Genomic DNA, 17,798 nt, shown 5'->3' on the forward strand with positions numbered 1-17,798 from the left:
CATGGAGAAAGACCTGGATCCACAGGAGACCGCCGAATGGCTCGAATCGCTTGAGGCGGTCCGGCGGGCGGCCGGTCCCGATCGGGCCGATTACCTGCTGCGCAGGCTCGCCACGAGCACGCGCTATCTCAACACGGTGCCCACCGCCGAGGAACCCGCCTACCCCGGCGACCTGGAGCTCGAAGAACGCGTCGCGGCCTACGACCGGTGGAACGCCGCCGTCATGGTCAGCCGGGGCAGCAAGCTCGGCCTCGGCGGCCACCTGGCCACCTACGCCTCGGCCGCCTGGCTGTACGAGGTCGGCTTCAACCACTTCTTCCACGGCACGGACGACCAGGTCTTCTTCCAGGGGCACGCCTCCCCCGGCGTCTACGCGCGGGCCTTCCTCGAAGGTCGCCTGAGCGAGGAGCAGCTCGACCTGTTCCGGCGCGAGACGCAGGGCGGGCTGCCGTCGTACCCGCACCCAAGGGCGATGCCGGGCTTCTGGCAGTTCCCGACCGTGTCGATGGGCATCGGCCCGCTCAACGCGGTCTACCAGGCGCGCTTCAACCGCTACCTGCACAACCGCGGCATCAAGGACACCTCGCACAGCCATGTCTGGGCCTTCCTGGGTGACGGCGAGATGGACGAGCCGGAGTCCACCGCGGCGCTGACGCTGGCCGCCAGGGAGGGGCTGGACAACCTCACCTTCGTGATCAACTGTAACCTCCAGCGGCTCGACGGCCCGGTACGCGGCAACACCCGGATCGTGCAGGAGCTGGAGAGCGTCTTCCGGGGCGCGGGCTGGCACGTCGTCAAGGCGCTGTGGGGTGCCGAGTGGGACGGCCTGCTCGGCTCCGACGAGCTCGTGGCCCGGCTCGGCGAGGTGCCGGACGGCCAGTTCCAGACGTTCGCCGCCGCCGACGGCGCCTACATCAGGCAGCACCTGTTCCAGGGGCTCGACGTGCCGTACTCCGACGACGACCTGCGGCGCATCGTCGGCGGCTCGCGGGCCGGGCACGAGCCGCGCAAGGTGTACGCCGCCTACCACCGGGCGCTGCAGAACCGGGGCGCGCCCACGGTGGTCCTCGTCCAGACGGTCAAGGGCTGGACGCTGGGCGCGGGCGTCGAGGCGCGCAACGCCAACCACCAGATGAAGAAGCTCACCCTCGACGAGTTCCGGGTCATGCGCGACCGGCTCGGCCTGCCGGTCCCCAACTCGGCGCTGGCCGGGGAGCTGCCGCCGTACCTGCACCCGGGGCCCGGCTCGGCCGAGGCCGAGTACGTCGCCGAGCGCCGCCGGGAGCTGGGCGGCCCGGTCCCCCGCCGCACGGTCGCCGCCCGGCCGCTGCCGCAGCCGGGCGAGCGGCCGTTCGCGGCCCTGGCCAAGGGCTCGACGCAGCCGATCGCCACCACGATGGCGTTCGTCCGGCTGGTCAAGGACCTGATGAAGGAGCCGGAGACCGGGCGGCGCTGGGTGCCGATCGTGCCCGACGAGGCCAGGACGTTCGGCATGGAGTCGCTGTTCCCCACAGCGAAGATCTACTCGCCGCTCGGCCAGCGGTACGAGTCCGTCGACCGGGAGCTGCTGCTGGCGTACAAGGAGGCGGTGGACGGGCAGATCCTCATCGAGGGCATCACCGAGGCCGGGTCGATGGCCTCCTTCACCGCGGCGGCCACCAGCTACGCCACCCACGGCGAGCCGATGGTGCCGTTCTACATCTTCTACTCGATGTTCGGCTGGCAGCGGACCGGCGACCAGATGTGGGCCCTGGCCGACCAGCTCGGCCGCGGCTTCCTGGTCGGCGCGACCGCCGGCCGCACCACCATGACGGGCGAGGGCCTGCAGCACGCCGACGGCCACTCCCAGCTCCTGGCCTCCGCCAACCCCGCCTGCCTGGCCTACGACCCGGCCTTCGCCTACGAGGTCGGCGTCATCGTCCGCGACGGGCTCAGGCGCATGTACGGCGAGGCCGCCGAGGACGTGTTCTACTACCTGACCGTCTACAACGAGCCGCTGCCCCAGCCGGCGATGCCCGAGGGCGTCGAGGAGGGCATCGTCAAGGGCATCTACCGCTACTCCGCCGGCGGCGGCGCCGCGCACCTGCTGGCCAGCGGCACCGCGATCCACTGGGCGCTGGAGGCCCAGCGGCTGCTGGCCGAGGAGTACGGGCTGGGCGTGGACGTCTGGTCGGTCACCTCGTGGAGCGAGCTGCGGCGCGAGGCCATGTCGGCGACCGGGGTGCCGTACCTGCGGCAGGCGCTGGCCGGGACCGAGGGGCCGGTGATCGCGGTCAGCGACTGGATGCGGGCCGTGCCCGACCAGATCAGGCCGTGGATCGACCGGCCGTGGACGTCGCTCGGCACCGACGGGTTCGGGCTCTCCGACACCCGGGAGGCCGTGCGCAGGCACTTCGGGGTCGATCCGCGGTCGATCGCGGACGCCGTGCTGAAGGCGGTGGAGGAGTAGCAACGAGGCGACTCGTCCCGGCGTAACCGTATTTATCGAGGAATCTCCCTAAGTTAGGGCCTGGTGCACCAACCGTGTTCTGCTGATCCCGGGGGGAGACGGGTGAGAACACGGTTGCGCCGGTCGCTGCGTACGCGCCTGGCACTGCTCGCCGGCATCGCCATGCTGCTGCTGAACGTCGTCGTCAGCGGCTTCGTCATGTTCGGCATCCACGACGACGTCGCCGACGTGCGCGCCAGCGACGTGTCCGCGCGGGCCCTGCGCGTCCTCCTCATGGTCAAGCGCAACCAGCTCCCCCAGGTGCTGGAACCCCTCGGCCTCGACGGCATCCAGGTCGTCGACCCGGCCGGACGGGCCGTCGCCTGGACGCCCAACCTGGCCGGCGCCCCCCGCCAGACGGCCCACATCCCCCGCGACCAGGCCAACTACGTCAGCAGGAGCTGCGACCTGCCGGCCTTCCCCGGCCGGTGCGAGCTCGTGGTCGCCCTGCGCGCCTTCCAGCCCGAGGGCACCTGGATCATCTACGCCTTCGACCCCGCGGTCCCCTGGTTCGTCAGCCCGCAGGTCGTGCTGTTCCAGATCGTGGTGTCGGCGCTGCTGGTCGGGCTGACCTTCTTCGGGGTGTCGCGGGTCGTGGCCAGGACGCTCGCCCCCGTCAGCAGCATCACCAAGCGGCTCGCCGAGATCACCGCGGACGGCGGCGGCCTGCGGGTGCCCGTCCCGGACACCGACGACGAGATCAGAGCCCTGGCCGAGACCGCCAACCAGACGCTGGAACGGCTGGAGACGGCGCGGGCCCGCCTGGAGGCCGCGATGGAGCAGCAGCGCAGGTTCGCCGGCGACGCCTCGCACGACCTGCGCAGCCCGATCACCGCCATGCGCGCGCAGGTCGAGGAGGCCATGCTGCATCCGGAGGAGACCGACTGGCGGGAGACCAGCACCCAGGTGCTGGCCAGCCTCGACCGGCTGCAGGCCATCGTCACCGACCTGCTCACGCTGACCAAGCTGGACGCCGGGGCCCCGAGCGACCGCGAGCCGGTGGACCTGGGCGACCTGGTCACCGCCGAGACCGCCCGGCCGCGGGCCAAGCGCGTGGTCACCCACCCGGACGAGGGCGTGGTCGTCATGGGCGACCGGCTGCAGCTCACCCGGCTGCTGACGAACCTGCTGGACAACGCCGAGCGGCACGCCGAGACGCAGGTCACCGTGACGGTCCTGGAGGAGGACGGCCGGGCCGTGCTGGAGGTCCTGGACGACGGCGCAGGCATCGAACCGGCCCAGCGCGAGCTCGTCTTCCAGCGCTTCACCCGCCTGGACGACTCCCGCAACCGCGACGCCGGCGGCACCGGCCTCGGGCTGCCGATCGCCCGCGAGATCGCCACCGCGCACCACGGCACGCTGACCATCGAGGACTCCCCCAAGGGCGCCCGCTTCGTCCTCCGCCTCCCCCTCGCCTGACGGGTGCGGGGCCGCGGGGTTCCTAGTGCTTGCCGTGGCCGCGGGCCAGGCCCTTGCCGTGCTTGGCCTTGGCAGCCTGATGGCCGACCTTCCGCCCCTTGCCCGAAGTGGCCGCAGAAGTGGCGCCGGACCTGGCGCCGGTCCTCGCGCCGGTTACGGTGGGCCGCTGGGCCGGCGGCTGGGCGAGGGGCTGTGCGGACGGACGGCGGCGGGAGCCGCTCTGCTCGCCGGCGCGGTCGGCGGCCTCCTGCGAGGTGCGGTCGCGCGCGACGGCCACGGCGTGCATGATGCCCTCCTGCTCGGGGGCCTGGTTCGGCGCCGGGTCGGCGTAGGAGGGCGTGCGGGTGGCGGCGGGCGGGCCGCCGTCGCCGTTCCAGGACGTCGTGAGGAGCACGCTGGTGACGAGCGCGGCCAGGGCGGTGAGCTGCCGCCAGCGCTGCGGCCTGCCCGGATGCGGGATCGACACCGAGAACGGCAGCAGCTCGCGGTGCGCGCGAAGCCCTCGCGCGGCGCCGGGCATGGTCCGGCGGAGCACGTGGTTGCGCTCGCCGGTCCTGCGTCCCGTGCGGTCCCCCCCGGGGATCCGCCGCCTGGCGTCCGGCCGCGCCCCGGCGACGGCCCCCACGTCCGCGACGCCCGCCGGGACGGCGACGCTCTCCGGGACGGCGACGCTCTCCGGGACGGGGGCGGGAGCGGTTTCCGGGGTGGGGAGGGAGACCTCCGGGGCGGGGCCCGGGGGGAAGAGGGTGGGGGCCAGGAGGTCGCCGGTGTTGGGCAGCGGGGTGGCCAGGGGGATGGCGGCGGTGTCGTGGGGTTCCTCGTCGCGCAGCGCGGCCACCCGGGTCAGGCGCCGCCGGGCCTCCTCGCCGTCGATCCGGCGGGCGGGGTCCTTGACCAGGAGACCGGCGATGACCGGCGCGAGCGGCCCGGCCAGGTGGAACGGCGCGGGCTCGGAGGTGAGCACCGCGGTCAGGGCGGCCAGGTGGCCACTGTGCGGGAAGGGCGACTGGCCCTCGACGGCCGCGTACAGGGTGGCGCCGAGGGACCACAGGTCGGCCTGCGGGGTCGCCTGGCCGCCGCGCAGGCGTTCCGGGGCGATGTAGGCGGGCGTGCCCACCACCATGCCCGACTGGGTGATGTTGGCCTGGTCGTCGAGGGTGGTGGCCAGGCCGAAGTCGGTGAGCAGGGCGTGCCGGTCGCCGTTCAGCAGGATGTTGCCGGGCTTGACGTCGCGGTGCACGATGCCGTCGGCGTGCGCCGCGCCCAGCGCCTCCAGCACCTGCAGCCCGAGGCGCGCGGCCTCGGGCGGGGACAGCGGCCCGCGCTCGGCGATCACGTCGGCGAGGCTGCGCGAGGGCACGAGCTGGAGCACGATCCACGGCCGTTCGTCGGCCACCACCACGTCGTAGACGGCGGCGATGTGCGGGTGGCTCAGCCGGGCGGCCAGCCGCGCCTCCCGCATCGTCCGGCCGAGCAGCCGCTCCCGCTCGGCCCCCAGCGTGTGCCCGAGGGTGACCTCCTTGACCGCGACCTGCCGGTCGAGCAGCTCGTCGTGGGCCCGCCAGACGCGGCCCATGCCACCGCGGCCCAGTTCGGACAGCAGCCGGTAGCGTCCGGCCAGCAACCAGCCCGCACAGTGGGAAAGTGACATGCCGCCCTGCCTACCCGATCATCCCGCCCTCATGCAACGGCCGCACAGGCTTCGAGTTGATCCTGTGAGAAGGGCGGGCGCGGGAGTCACCCGTTCGTGGGGAAGCCGAGGTTCACGCCGCCGTGGGACGGGTCCAGCCAGCGCGAGGTCACCACCTTGCCCCGCGTGTAGAAATGCACCCCCTCCGTGCCGTGCACATGCGTGTCACCGAACAACGACGACTTCCAGCCGCCGAAACTGTAGAACGCCATCGGCACCGGGATCGGCACATTGATCCCCACCATCCCCACCTCGACCTCGTTCTGGAACCGCCGCGCCGCACCGCCGTCGTTGGTGAAGATCGCCGTGCCGTTGCCGTACACACCCTCGTTGATCACCCGCAGGCCCTCCTCATAAGAGGACACCCGCACCACCGACAACACCGGCCCGAAGATCTCCTCGGTATGCGTCCGCGACCCCACCGGCACCTGATCCAGCACCGTCGGCCCCAGCCAGAACCCGCCGCCCCGACCGCCCAGCACCTCGCACTCCCGCCCGTCCACCACCAGCTTGGCCCCCTCGGCAACCCCCAGATCCAGATAGGACGCCACCTTGTCCCGATGCGCCGCCGTCACCAGCGGCCCCATCTCCGACCGCGGATCATCCCCCGGACCCACCACCAGCCGGCCCACCCGCTCCACGATCTTGCCGACCAGCTCATCACCCACCGGGTCCACGGCCAGCACGACCGAGATCGCCATGCACCGCTCACCCGCCGACCCGAACCCCGCCGACACCGCCGCATCAGCCACCAGATCCAGATCCGCGTCCGGCAGCACCAGCATGTGATTCTTGGCCCCGCCCAACGCCTGCACCCGCTTGCCGTGCGCACTGCCCCTCTCGTAGACGTACCGGGCGATCGGGGTGGAACCCACGAACGACACCGCCGCCACGTCCGGGTGCTCCAGCAGCCGGTCCACCGCCACCTTGTCGCCCTGCACCACCGAGAACACCCCCTCAGGCAGCCCCGCCTCCTGCCACAGCCGCGCCATCAGCAACGACGCCGACGGATCCCGCTCCGACGGCTTCAACACGAACGCGTTCCCACACGCGATCGCCACCGGGAACATCCACATCGGCACCATCGCCGGGAAGTTGAACGGCGTGATCCCCGCCACCACCCCCAACGGCTGCCGGATCGAGTACGAATCCACCCGCGTCGAGACACCCTCGGAGAAACCACCCTTGAGCAGATGCGGGATCCCGCACGCGAACTCCACCACCTCCAGCCCGCGCGCCACCTCCCCCAGCGCGTCCGCATGCACCTTGCCGTGCTCGGCCGAGATCAACGCGGCCAGCTCGTCACGATGGGCGTACATCAGCTCACGGAACCGGAACAGCACCCGGCCGCGCTTGATCAGCGAGGCGTCGCGCCACGCCGGGAAGGCCGCCACCGCGGCGGCGACCGCCGCGTCCACGTCGGCCGCCGACGCCAGCGCCACGTGACCGCTGACCTCACCCGTGGCCGGGTCGAAGATCTCCGCCGTGCGGTCGCCGCCGTCCGCCAGGGCGCCGTTGATCCAGTGCTTGACCGACTTCACCGTTCTCCCTCTCCCAGTGCCAGTTCCACCGCGTCCACGAGCGCGCCCTCGGCGCAGGGACGCGAGACCACGTCCGCGGCCGACAGGACGTCGGGATGGCCGTCGCCGACCGCGATGCCCAGGCCGGCGGCCTGGATCATGTCGATGTCGTTGGGGTTGTCGCCGATGGCGGCGACCTGCTCCAGCGGCACCCCCCGGGCCTGCGCCAGCTCGCGCAGGGCGCTGCCCTTGGTCGCGCCCTCCGGCAGCACCTCCAGGTACGTCGCCTCCGACCGGACGGTGACCGTGCCCGCGATGTCCAGGTCCGGCAGCCGGTCGCCGATCAGCATGCACTTGGTGATCCCGTCGGGGGGCAGCGCCGCCCAGTCGCCGGGGTCGCGCAGCGTGATGCCGTCGCGCCGGGCGTAGTCCCGCAGCCCCGGGACGTCGTCCACGGCCAGCGCCGCCCCGCCGGAGAACGCCACCGGGTACACGCCCGCGGGCAGCTCGCCGAACAGGCCGAGCAGCGTCTTCCAGGCGGTGGCGGGCAGGTGGCGGGAGCGCAGCACCTCGCCGGTCGCCAGGTTCACGGTGCGGGCGCCGTTGTAGAGGATGGCCGGGCCGTCCAGGCCCAGCTCGTCGTAGTAGGGGCGGGCCGAGCGTTCCATGCGGCCGGTCGCGATGACGACCTCGCCGCCCGCGGCCCGGTAGCGGCGCAGCGCGTCCCGGGCGGCGGGCACCATGGCCAGGTCGCGCCCGACGAGCGTGCCGTCGAGGTCGGTCACGATCCAGCGGATCACGTCGCGCTCCCCGCCCCGGCGACGCCGACGGCCCCGACAGCCCCGGCGGCCCCGGCAGCCCCGACGGCCCCGACGGCCCCGGCGGCCACGTCGGCCAGCACCGAGGAGGCCAGGTCGAACCCGCCGACGCAGGCCAGGTAGCCGCCCGGCTCGAAGATGCTGCCCGACAGCGGGAGGTAGACGCCGCCGGCCTGCCTGACCAGCAGGGACCCGGCCGCGACGTCCCAGGCGTTGACGCGGGTGCCGTACGCGACGTCGGACCAGCCGGCGGCGACGTGGGCGAGCTTGAGCGCGGCGCTGCCCGGACGGCGGATCGTCGCGAACGACTGGGTCATCCTGGAGAAGCGGCGCAGCGCGCCCTCCTCGTCCTCGGCCAGGTCGCGCGGCGTGGGATAGCTGGACAGCAGCACCGCCTCGCGGTCGGTGCGGGCGCCCGCGCTGCGCAGCGGCTCGCCGTTGCAGACGGCCCCGCCGAGCCAGGCGGTGAACTCGTCGGCGCGCACCGGGTCGTAGATCACCCCGGCCACCACCTCGCCGTCCACGGCGGCGGCGATCGAGGTGCAGAAGAACGGCAGGCCGACGGCGAAGTTGGCGGTGCCGTCGATGGGATCGACGTACCAGCTGATGGCGCCCTGTCCCCTGGTGCCGCCCTCCTCGCCGACCACCACGCTGTCGGGGCAGAGCCGGTCGAGCACCTCGCGGATGCCCTCCTCGGCCGCCTTGTCGTGCTCGGTCACCGGGTCGTGGAAGTCGCGCTTGGTCTGGATCTCGGGACGCGAGCGGAAGGCGCCGCGCAGCCGGTCGCCGACCGCCCTGGCCGCCTCGGCCGCGATGGCGGCCAGTTCGCGAGAGGTGTTCACGTCCATGTCTCCTCCAGGAGGGTCAGCAGGGCGCGGGGGTCCTCGACCGTGGCCTGAGGGCTCTGCCGCACCCGGTACGGGATCTTGTCGGTGCTCGCGGAGACCATCAGGACGGTCGCCCCCGCCCCGGCCCGGGCGCCGCAGATCACGTCCCGGTCGTAGTTGTCGCCGACGTACCAGGCGTCGGCCGGGTCCACGCCGAGGGCGCGGCAGGCGAGCAGGATCATCTCGGGGTTCGGCTTGCGCACGCCGACCTCGTCGCTGTAGACCTGCGCCGCGAACAGGTGCTCCAGCCCGGTCCCGGCCAGGTAGTCGCGGTGCACGGCCCCGCACAGCGCGTTGCTGACGACGGCGGGGACGACGCCGTTGCGCAGGCAGGCGTTCAGCAGCTCGGCCATGCCGGTGCGCAGCTTCCGGTCGCTGCGCAGCTCGCCCATGCGCTTGCACAGGGGCGTCGCCTCGACGGTGACCAGCGTGCGGGCCTGCTCGGGCCAGTCGGTGGCGACGAACTCGGCCCAGAACCGGCGGTGGGTCATCTCCTCGGGCGCGAACTGCCGGGACGTGGAGTCCTTCCAGTACTTGTCGGCCCGCGCCCCGGCCCGGATGTCGCTCTCGACGTCCTCGGCCGTCAGGCCGTCGAACCCGGTCCTGGCCAGCATGGCGTGCACCTCGGCGGCCAGCTCGGCCGCCCAGGACGGGCGTTTGGCGGTCTCGACGATCACGCCGCCGAAGTCCAGGAGCAGCGCCTTGGGGCGGATCACGCGGTCACCTCCGCCCGGTCCCAGGAGGAGATGCGGGCGCCGTCCGCGCCGAACAGGTGGAGCTGCTCGGTCCAGCAGGGCAGCACGTCGCCGGGCGCGGCCCGCACCGGCGTGTACGACAGGGCGAACAGCTCGGTGTCCAGGACGCGCAGCCGTACCGTCCAGGAGGAGCCGGCCGGCAGCACGGCCTCGACCAGCGCCTCCTCGCTCCAGGCGGCGGCGGGCGGCGTGCCGAGCCGCAGCGCCTCTGGCCGGATGCCGACGGCGGACGGGGTGACCCCCGAGCCGCGCGCCTCGACGAACCGCAGCAGGGATCCGGCCAGCCCGCCGGGCGCCGGACCGGCGTCCACGATGGCCATCGGCGGGCTGCCGACGAACTCGGCGACGAACCGGTTGGCGGGCCGCTCGTACATCTCCATGGGCGCGGCGAGCTGCTGCAGCTCGCCCTCGTTCATGACGGCGACGTCGGTGGCCATGGTGAGGGCTTCGAGCTGGTCGTGGGTGACGAAGACGATCGTCGCGCCGGACTCCTCGTGGATGCGCTTGAGCTCGGCACGCATCTCCAGCCGCAGCCGGGCGTCGAGGTTGGACAGCGGCTCGTCCAGCAGCAGCACTGACGGGTTGACCGCGAGCATCCTGGCCAGCGCGACCCGCTGCTGCTGGCCGCCGGACAGCTGGGACGGGTAGCGGTCCATGGCGGCGTCGACGTGCACCATCTTCAGCGCGGCCTCGGCCCGCGAGCGCCGCTCGGGGGCGGGCACCTTGCGCATGCGCAGCCCGAACTCCACGTTGTCGCGCACGGACAGGTGCGGCCACAGCGCGTAGTTCTGGAACACCAGCCCCATCGCCCGTTTCTCGGGCGGGACGTAGACCCCCTGCTCGACGGAGTCCAGGACGCGGTCGCCGACGGCGATGCTGCCCGCGGTGGGCTGTTCGAGGCCGGCGATCATGCGCAACGTGGTGGTCTTGCCGCAGCCGGAGGGGCCGAGCAGGCACATGAAGGCGCCGTCGGGGACCACGAGGTCGAGGTTCTTCACCGCGTAGTCGCCGCCGCCGTAGCTCTTGGAGACTGCGCTCAGGGTGATGTTCGGCATCTATCCTCCTAGGCCGGACGCCAGGCTGCTCTTGGTCAGCCGCTGGGTCAGGGAAGTCATGGTGAAGGAGAGCAAAGCGATCATGAGGACGACGCCGTTGGCGAGCTGCGTGTATCCGTAGTCGACCAGGCCGATGGAGAGCGTCGTGAGAAGCTGGGTGCCGGTGGTGGTCAGCATCACGACGATGCTGAGCTCCTTCAGCCCCGAGATGAACGGCAACACGATGCCGGTGACCAGGGCGCCCTTCTGGATCGGGAAGATGATCCGCCGCATCCGGTGCCACCAGGACGCCCCGGCGATCTGCGCGGCCTCCTCCGGCTCCCGGCCGAGCTGCATCATCGCCGCGATGCCCGAGCGCGAGCTGTACGGCAGGTGCGTCACCGCCATGACCAGGATCAGCAGGAACGTCGTCCCGTACAGCGCCGGGACGGGCCCGCGGGCGACGGCGAACAGCGACAGCGAGGCGGCGGCGAAGGCGATGCCGGGGATGAGGTACGGCAGGAACGACACCTGGCGCAGGAACCCGGCGATGCGCGGCGCGGTGCCGCGGACGACGACGTACCCGATGAGCAGGCCGGCGACCGCGCAGATCAGCGAGGCCAGGCCGACGATGCGCAGCGAGTTCCAGGCGGCCTGCCACAGCTCGGAGCCGCGCAGGATGCCGTGCGGGAACCCGACCGCGCCGGGCAGCCGGTCGGCGATCCAGTAGTCGAGCGTCAGGGTCGACAGGTCCAGCGGCGTGCGGGTGAGCGTGGACAGCAGCAGCGTGAGCACCGGGATCAGCACGCTGACCACGAAGACCACCGCGCCGAGCGCGAACGCGGGCCAGCGCCAGCCGCGCAGGTCGCCCAGCCGGTCCATCGCGCCCTTGCCGCCGACGGTGACGAACCTGCGCTGCTCGCGCATCAGCCGCATGTCGGTGAAGACGATCAGCACCCCGATGATCACGATGACGGTGGCGAGCACGGAGGCCACGCCGGTGCTGCGGTCCCTGATCGACTGGAACAGGCCGGTGGACAGCACCTGGTAGTCGGCGGGCAGGCCGAGCACGTACGGGGTGCCGAACGTGCCGAGCACCCGCCCGACCACGAGCAGCACGGCCGAGGAGAGCGCGGGCAGCATCAGCGGCACCACGATCCGCCGCACGACGACCCGCCGCGGCGCCCCGAGGATCCGGGCCGAGTCCTCGAGCTGGACGTCGATCCTGCGCAGCGCGTTGCCGACCAGCAGCAGCACGAACGGGTAGTAGTGCAGCCCGAGCGTGACGATGATCGGCAGCGGGCCGTAGGCCAGCCAGTCGGGGGTGCGCACGCCGGCCGACTCCAGGAAGCCCACCTGCCCGCCGGCCCGCTCGTTCTTGAACAGCGTCAGCCAGGCCAGCGAGAACGTCCACGACGGCAGCATGTACGGCACCACCAGCGCCCCGGCCAGCCACTTGCGGCCGGGCACGTTGGTCCGCGTCACCAGCCAGGCCATCCCGCCGCCGAGCAGCAGCGCGAACAGCACGGTGCCGACCGCGACGACCAGCGTGTTGACCAGCGGGCCCCAGAACAGCAGGCCGCTGATCTGGGAGCGGAAGACCCGCCACAGGTAGTAGCCGGTCCACTCGCCCGGCTGCTGGCCGGCGTGCAGCTCGTCGCCGAACTGGAGGCGGAAGGCGTCCGACAGGACCGCGATCAGCGGGGCGACGACGAGGTAGGCGAGCAGGACGACGAGGATCAGGCCGAGCGCGGCGGTCGGGTCGTGCCGCAGGACCTGCAGGCGGTAGCGGAGTCGGCGCCGTCTCGGCGGGCGAGGCGGCGGCTCCGTCTTGGTCAGAACAGCCATGGTCTTCCTTCGGGGGGTTTTCAGTGGCTTCGTTTGAGCATGGCGTCGGCGAGGGCGTCGGCGGCCTCGCCGAGCCGGCGGCCCACGGCGTCCAGGCGGGAGAGCAGTTCGCGTTCGCGCAGGGTGTCCATGTCCAGCGGGCCGGCGAACAGCTCGGTGAGCCGGGCCTGGTGGAGCTGGCGGACGCGGCTGCGGGACTTGCGGGTGGCGAGCACGGCCACGGTGACCGAGCCGGGATCGCCGGTGATCTTCAGCAGGGCCTGTTCGAGCTGGTCCAGGCCGTCGATGACGGCGCCCAGCGGCTCGGCGGCGAAGGTCAGGTCGGCGGGCCCGAACAGGTCAGCCTCGCGGACGAAGTCGCGTAACTGGTCCAGCACGTCGTCGATCGAGCGGGAGAGCCGGAACAGGTCCTCCCGGTCGATGGGGGTGGCCAGCACCCGTCTCAGCGCCCGGACGAGCTCGGCGCGGGCGGCGTCGCCCTCGTGCTCGACCTCGGCCATGCGGGCGCGGGCGGCGGCCTGCCCGGTCGTGCCCGAGGCGGCCGAGCGGGCCAGCACGGCGCCCTCCCTGGCCACGGCGACCTGGCCGCGGATCAGGTCGATCACCCGCCGTCCGGACCGGCCGCGCAGCTCGTCCCAGGCGCGGGCGAGCCGGCGGGGCCGTCCGCCGCTCACAGCAGCCTCAGGCCGAGCCCGGCCAGGGCGCCCAGGGCCATGGACGACGGCAGCGTGACCAGCCACGCCGTACCCATGTTCAGCACTCCTTGCCATCGCACCCTCCTGCTTCCTTCGCTTGCCACCACGCCGACGACCCCGGCGGTCACGGACTGGGTCATGCTCACCGGGCTGCCCAGGGCCGAGCTGCCGAGGACGGCGCCGGTGGCCGCCGTCTCGGCCGACAGCACGTGCAGCGGCCGGGTGATGACCAGGCCGCGGCCGACCCGCCCGCCCACCCGGGGCAGCGTGGTCAGCGCCCCGGCGAGGAACAGCGCCACCAGCACCGCCATCCACCCGGGCGCGAGCTGGACGGGCCCGACCCGGCCGAGCCCGTTGCGGCCCACGTCCACGGCGACGCTCACCACGGCGATCATCTTCTGGCCGTCGTTGACGGCGTAGGCCAGGCACTGGGCCGCGTACGCCACCAGGTGGGCGGCCAGCACCAGCCCCGGCATCCGGCGCGAGGACGGCACCCGCCGCGACGCGGTGCCCAGCAGGTAGCCGAGCACCAGCCCGACCAGCGGCGCGCACGCCCCGATCGCCAGGACGGTGACCAGGCTCGGCCAGGCCACCGGCAGCCCGGCGCCGAGCCCGGCGCCCGCGATGCCGCCGATCACCGCCAGCGTCAGGCTGGTGGGCAGCCCTTTGCCGGTCAGCGCCGCCACCACCACGACGGCGATCACCACGCCGGCCAGGAACACGGCCGCGCCGCTGCCCGAGTCGAGCCCCGCGAGCCCTTCGGTGAAGGTCCGCGCGACCGCGACGCCCAGCACGTACGGCCCGGCGAACAGGACCGCCACCAGCAGCGCGGCGGCCAGCCAGCCGGGCGTGCGCGGGAAGCGCAGGCCGAGGCCGATCAGCGTGGCGCCGTCGTTGGCCCCGCTGATCAGCACGAACAGGACGGCCACCGCGGCGAAGGCCAGCGTCCAGCCCATCAGAGGTAGAGCCGCTGGTCGCGCTTGGCCTCGTCGTAGCGCTCGCGCGCGGCCCTGACCTCGGGCAGGCCGGACACCTGCGCGACGGGCACGTCCCACCAGGCCTGCGCGCCGGGGCCGCCGCCGGGGACGGGCTCGACGTACACGACGGTGGTCCTGGCCGACTCCCTGGCCTTGACCAGGGCGGCCCGCAGCGACTCGGGGCCGTCGGCGCGCAGCACGTCGGCGCCCAGGCTGGCGGCGTTGGCGGCGAGGTCCACCGGCAGGGGCTCGCCGTCCAGCTCGCCGCCGGGCCCGCGGGTGCGGTACGCGGTGCCGAGCCGCCGGGCGCCCACCGACTCGCTGAGGTTGCCGATGGAGGCGAAGCCCCGGTTGTCCACCAGGACGATCACCAGCTTGATCCGCTCCTGCACGGCGGTCGCGATCTCCTGCGCCATCATCAGGTACGACCCGTCGCCGACCAGCACGAAGACCTCGCGGTCCGGCGCGGCCAGCTTCACCCCGAGGCCGCCGGCGATCTCGTAGCCCATGCACGAGTAGCCGTACTCGACGTGGTACTGCTCGGGGTCGGCGGGCCGCCAGAGGCGGTGCAGGTCGCCCGGCATCGAGCCGGCCGCGTTGACCACCACGCCGCCTTCCGCGACCTCGTTGAGGATGCCGAGCAGGACGGGCTGGGTGAGCTCGGGGCCCGCGTAGGTGTGGCCGATCTCCGACTGCCAGGCGGCGGCCAGGGCGGCGGCCCGGTGGGTCCACTCGGGGTCGGCCCGCCAGTCCACGTCGTCGAGGGCGCGCAGGGCCTCGCGGGCGTCGGCAACGAGCGTGGCGCCCGCGTTCTTGGCCGCGTCGAAGGCGGTGACGTTGACGTTGAGGAAGGCGGCCTGCCCGAACAGCGTCCTGGAGGCGGTGGTGAAGTCGGTGTAGCGGGTGCCGACGCCGATGACCAGGTCGGCCTCGCGGGCCAGGGTGTTGGCCGCGTCGGTGCCGGTGTGGCCGATCGCGCCGGCCGCGCAGGGGTGGTCGAAGGGCAGCGCGCCCTTGCCCGCCTGCGTCTCGCCCACCGGCACGCCGTGGTTCTCGGCGAAGCGGGTCAGCTCCGCCCACGCCCCGCTGTACCTGACGCCGCCGCCGGCCACGATCAGCGGCCTGCGGGAGCCGCGCAGCAGTTCCTTCGCCCTGGCCAGCGCGGCCGGCTCCGGGACCGGGCGGGGAACGTGCCAGACCCGCCGGGCGAACAGCTCCTCGGGCCAGTCGTACGCCTCGGCCTGCACGTCCTGGGGCAGCGCGAGCGTGACCGCGCCCGTCTCGGCGGGGTCGGTGAGCACCCGCATCGCCGCCAGCAGCGCGGCGGGAAGCTGCTCGGGCCGGTTGATCCGGTCGAAGAAGCGCGACACCGGGCGCAGCGAGTCGTTGACCGACACGTCGTAGGACCGGGGGTCCTCCAGCTCCTGCAGCACCGTGCCGGGGGCGCGGGTGGCGAAGACGTCGCCGGGCAGCAGCAGCACCGGCACCCGGTTGACGGTGGCCAGCGCCGCGCCGGTGACCAGGTTGGTGGCGCCGGGCCCGATGGACGTCGTGCAGGCGAAGGTGGACAGCCGCGCGCGGGTGCGGGCGTAGCCGACGGCCGTGTGCACCATGGCCTGCTCGTTGCGGGCCAGGTAGTACGGCAGCGCGTCGCCCGTGCCCGCGCCCTGCTCGGCCAGCGCCTGGCCGACGCCCGCGACGTTGCCGTGGCCGAAGATCCCGAGCACGCCGGCGATCAGCCGCTGCTCGACGCCGTCGCGCTCCGACCACTGGGCGGCCAGGAAGCGGGTCAGCGCCTGAGCCGTGGTCAGCCTCATGAGGCACCTCCTTGCACGAGATCGGGCACGCCGCCCTCCAGCAGGCCGAGCGCGGTGTCCACGGCGGCGCCCACGTCCCCGTCGGGCGGGTAGAGCAGCGCCCGGCCGACCACCAGGCCGCGCACGCCCGGCAGGCGCAGCGCCTTGCGCCAGGAGTCGTACATCTCGCCGGCGTCCTGGCCGGAGTCGCCGCCCAGCAGCAGCACGGGCAAGGTGGTGGACTCCACGACGCGTTCCATCTCCGGCACGACCGGGATCTTCAGCCAGGTGCGGGCGGAGGTCGCGCCGAGGCCCTGGCCGACGCTGATGGCGTGGATCACGGCCTCGGGCGACAGGTCGTGCCGCACCACGCCGTCCTGCCGCCTGGACCAGAACGGCTCGACCATCGCCATCAGGCCGTGCCTGGCCAGGTCGGTGACGGCCTGGCCGCAGCTGGCCAGGGTGGCGGCGGTGGCGCTGTCCTCCAGCGCGATCCGGCACAACATCTTGCCGCCGTCCAGGCCCATCGCGGCGATGGTGGGGGCGTCGTAGGCGGTGAAGCGGTCGTCGAACTCGAACACCGAGCCGTGCACGCCGCCGCGGTTCATCGAGCCGATGACGATCTTGTCGTCGAGCGCGCCGAGCAGCAGCAGGTCCTCGACGATGTCGGGGGTGGCCAGCAGGCCGTCCACGCCGGGCCTGGCCAGGGCGGTCGTGAGCCGGTCGAGCAGGTCGGCGCGGCTGCGCATGGCCATCGGGTGGCCGGCCACGCCGAGCGCGCCGCGGGCCGGATGGTCGGCCGCGATGATGAGCAGCTGCTCCCTGCCGTTCCTGAGGGGCCTGCGCCGGCGGGCGGCCGCCGCCTCGGCGACGCGCTCCGGCTGCCAGGCGCGCTGGTCGAGCAGCCGGCGGTAGTCCTGCTCACGCATGCGTGACGGCTCCTTCCGAGAGGGTGGCGGACAGGACGGCCTCGACCTCGTCCGCCGTGGGCATCGCGGGTGCGCAGGCCAGGCGCCCGGCGACGATCGCGCCCGCGGCGTTGGCGAAGCGCAGGGTGCGTTCCAGCGGCCAGCCTTCGAGCAGGCCGTGGCAGAGCGCGCCGCCGAAGGCGTCGCCGGCGCCGAGCCCGTTGACCACCTCGACCGGGACGGGCGGCACCCGTACGGTCTCCGTGGCGGTCATGCCGAGCACGCCGTCCGCGCCCTGTTTGACGATGGCCAGCTCGACGCCCGCCGCCAGCAGGCTCTCGCCGGCCGCGCGCGGGTCGCGGGTGCCGGTGGCCACCTCGACCTCGTCGAGGTTGCCGGCCGCGACGGTGACGTGCGCCAGCGCCTCCCGCACCCGCTCGCGGGCGGTGGCCGCGTCGGCCCAGAACATGGGCCGGTAGTCCAGGTCGAGCACGGTGTGCCGGGCGCGCCCGCGGGCCTGCCAGGCGGCCAGGTGGGCGGCGTGGGACGGCTCGGCCGACAGGCCGGTCACGGTGGCCCAGAACAGCCGGGCCCCGGTGACGGCCGCCAGGTCGAGGTCGCCGGGCGCGATCTCCAGGTCGGGCGCGTCCTGGCGGTAGAAGTAGAGCGGGAAGTCGTCCGGCGGCCTGATCTCGCAGAACGTGACCGGCGTCGGCCGGCCGGGCACGGCGCCGACCAGGCGGTCGTCCACCCCGTAGGAACGCAGCGCGTCGCGGACGAACGCGCCGAACGGGTCGTCGCCGGTCCGCGTGATCACCGCGCTGGAGCGGCCCAGGCGGGCGGCGGCCACGGCCACGTTGGTGGGGCTGCCGCCCAGGTACTTGCCGAACGTCTCCACGTGCCGCAGCGACACGCCGGTCTGGAGCGGGTAGACGTCCACGCCGACCCGGCCCATCGTCAGCA

Annotated in this window: 14 protein-coding genes; 2 read left to right on the forward strand and 12 right to left on the reverse strand. The window is 73.5% G+C overall.

Going from position 1 to position 17,798, the window contains the following annotated elements; genetic code table 11:
• The first annotated feature begins 1 nt into the window (after position 1).
• Together aceE and ACFYYW_RS13420 are read left to right on the forward strand one after the other, a co-directional pair.
• Positions 2-2,449 carry a pyruvate dehydrogenase (acetyl-transferring), homodimeric type gene (gene aceE, locus ACFYYW_RS13415; RefSeq protein WP_387648192.1) on the forward strand — a complete coding sequence of 816 codons (2,448 nt, stop codon included), beginning with the start codon at positions 2-4 and terminating at the stop codon, positions 2,447-2,449.
• A gap of 102 nt (positions 2,450-2,551) precedes the next feature.
• Complete coding sequence (locus tag ACFYYW_RS13420) at positions 2,552-3,907, forward strand: HAMP domain-containing sensor histidine kinase (RefSeq protein WP_352323738.1); 1,356 nt, start codon at positions 2,552-2,554, stop codon at positions 3,905-3,907.
• Positions 3,908-3,929: 22 nt separating this feature from the next.
• On the opposite strand, the gene ACFYYW_RS13425 is transcribed toward ACFYYW_RS13420, so the two are convergent.
• From ACFYYW_RS13425 to iolC, 12 genes are all read right to left on the reverse strand, one after another.
• Entirely contained in the window at positions 3,930-5,558 is a 1,629-nt protein-coding gene (locus ACFYYW_RS13425; RefSeq protein WP_387648195.1) for a protein kinase, read from the reverse strand.
• Positions 5,559-5,644: 86 nt separating this feature from the next.
• Positions 5,645-7,138: a CoA-acylating methylmalonate-semialdehyde dehydrogenase gene (locus tag ACFYYW_RS13430; protein ID WP_387648197.1), complete on the reverse strand. Its 1,494-nt coding sequence runs from the start codon at positions 7,136-7,138 to the stop codon at positions 5,645-5,647.
• Positions 7,135-7,917: a Cof-type HAD-IIB family hydrolase gene (locus ACFYYW_RS13435; protein WP_387648199.1), complete on the reverse strand. Its 783-nt coding sequence runs from the start codon at positions 7,915-7,917 to the stop codon at positions 7,135-7,137. Before ACFYYW_RS13435 ends, ACFYYW_RS13430 begins: the two co-directional genes overlap by 4 nt.
• On the reverse strand, positions 7,914-8,783 hold the full coding sequence (locus tag ACFYYW_RS13440; protein WP_387648202.1) for an inositol monophosphatase family protein: 870 nt from the start codon (positions 8,781-8,783) through the stop codon (positions 7,914-7,916). Before ACFYYW_RS13440 ends, ACFYYW_RS13435 begins: the two co-directional genes overlap by 4 nt.
• Entirely contained in the window at positions 8,774-9,538 is a 765-nt protein-coding gene (locus tag ACFYYW_RS13445; protein ID WP_352324737.1) for an HAD-IA family hydrolase, read from the reverse strand. The genes ACFYYW_RS13440 and ACFYYW_RS13445 overlap by 10 nt, the downstream gene beginning before the upstream one ends.
• Positions 9,535-10,632 (reverse strand): ABC transporter ATP-binding protein, encoded by a 1,098-nt coding sequence (locus ACFYYW_RS13450; protein ID WP_352324735.1) that lies wholly within the window; start codon positions 10,630-10,632, stop codon positions 9,535-9,537. Before ACFYYW_RS13450 ends, ACFYYW_RS13445 begins: the two co-directional genes overlap by 4 nt.
• Positions 10,633-12,459 carry an iron ABC transporter permease gene (locus ACFYYW_RS13455; RefSeq protein ID WP_352324733.1) on the reverse strand — a complete coding sequence of 609 codons (1,827 nt, stop codon included), beginning with the start codon at positions 12,457-12,459 and terminating at the stop codon, positions 10,633-10,635.
• Between the two features lie 20 nt (positions 12,460-12,479).
• Complete coding sequence (locus ACFYYW_RS13460) at positions 12,480-13,133, reverse strand: DUF47 family protein (protein ID WP_352324732.1); 654 nt, start codon at positions 13,131-13,133, stop codon at positions 12,480-12,482.
• Positions 13,130-14,110, reverse strand: a complete 981-nt coding sequence (locus tag ACFYYW_RS13465; RefSeq protein WP_387648207.1) for an inorganic phosphate transporter — start codon at positions 14,108-14,110, stop codon at positions 13,130-13,132. Before ACFYYW_RS13465 ends, ACFYYW_RS13460 begins: the two co-directional genes overlap by 4 nt.
• Positions 14,110-15,948, reverse strand: coding sequence for a 3D-(3,5/4)-trihydroxycyclohexane-1,2-dione acylhydrolase (decyclizing) (gene iolD, locus ACFYYW_RS13470; RefSeq protein WP_387648210.1), 1,839 nt, complete (start codon positions 15,946-15,948; stop codon positions 14,110-14,112). Before iolD ends, ACFYYW_RS13465 begins: the two co-directional genes overlap by 1 nt.
• Positions 15,945-16,856, reverse strand: coding sequence for a deoxyribose-phosphate aldolase (locus tag ACFYYW_RS13475; protein WP_387648212.1), 912 nt, complete (start codon positions 16,854-16,856; stop codon positions 15,945-15,947). The genes iolD and ACFYYW_RS13475 overlap by 4 nt, the downstream gene beginning before the upstream one ends.
• Positions 16,849-17,790 carry a 5-dehydro-2-deoxygluconokinase gene (iolC, locus tag ACFYYW_RS13480; RefSeq protein WP_387648902.1) on the reverse strand — a complete coding sequence of 314 codons (942 nt, stop codon included), beginning with the start codon at positions 17,788-17,790 and terminating at the stop codon, positions 16,849-16,851. The genes ACFYYW_RS13475 and iolC overlap by 8 nt, the downstream gene beginning before the upstream one ends.
• Positions 17,791-17,798 lie beyond the last annotated feature (8 nt).

This window comes from Nonomuraea sp. NPDC001831, assembly GCF_042892035.1.
Lineage (GTDB): Bacteria > Actinomycetota > Actinomycetes > Streptosporangiales > Streptosporangiaceae > Nonomuraea.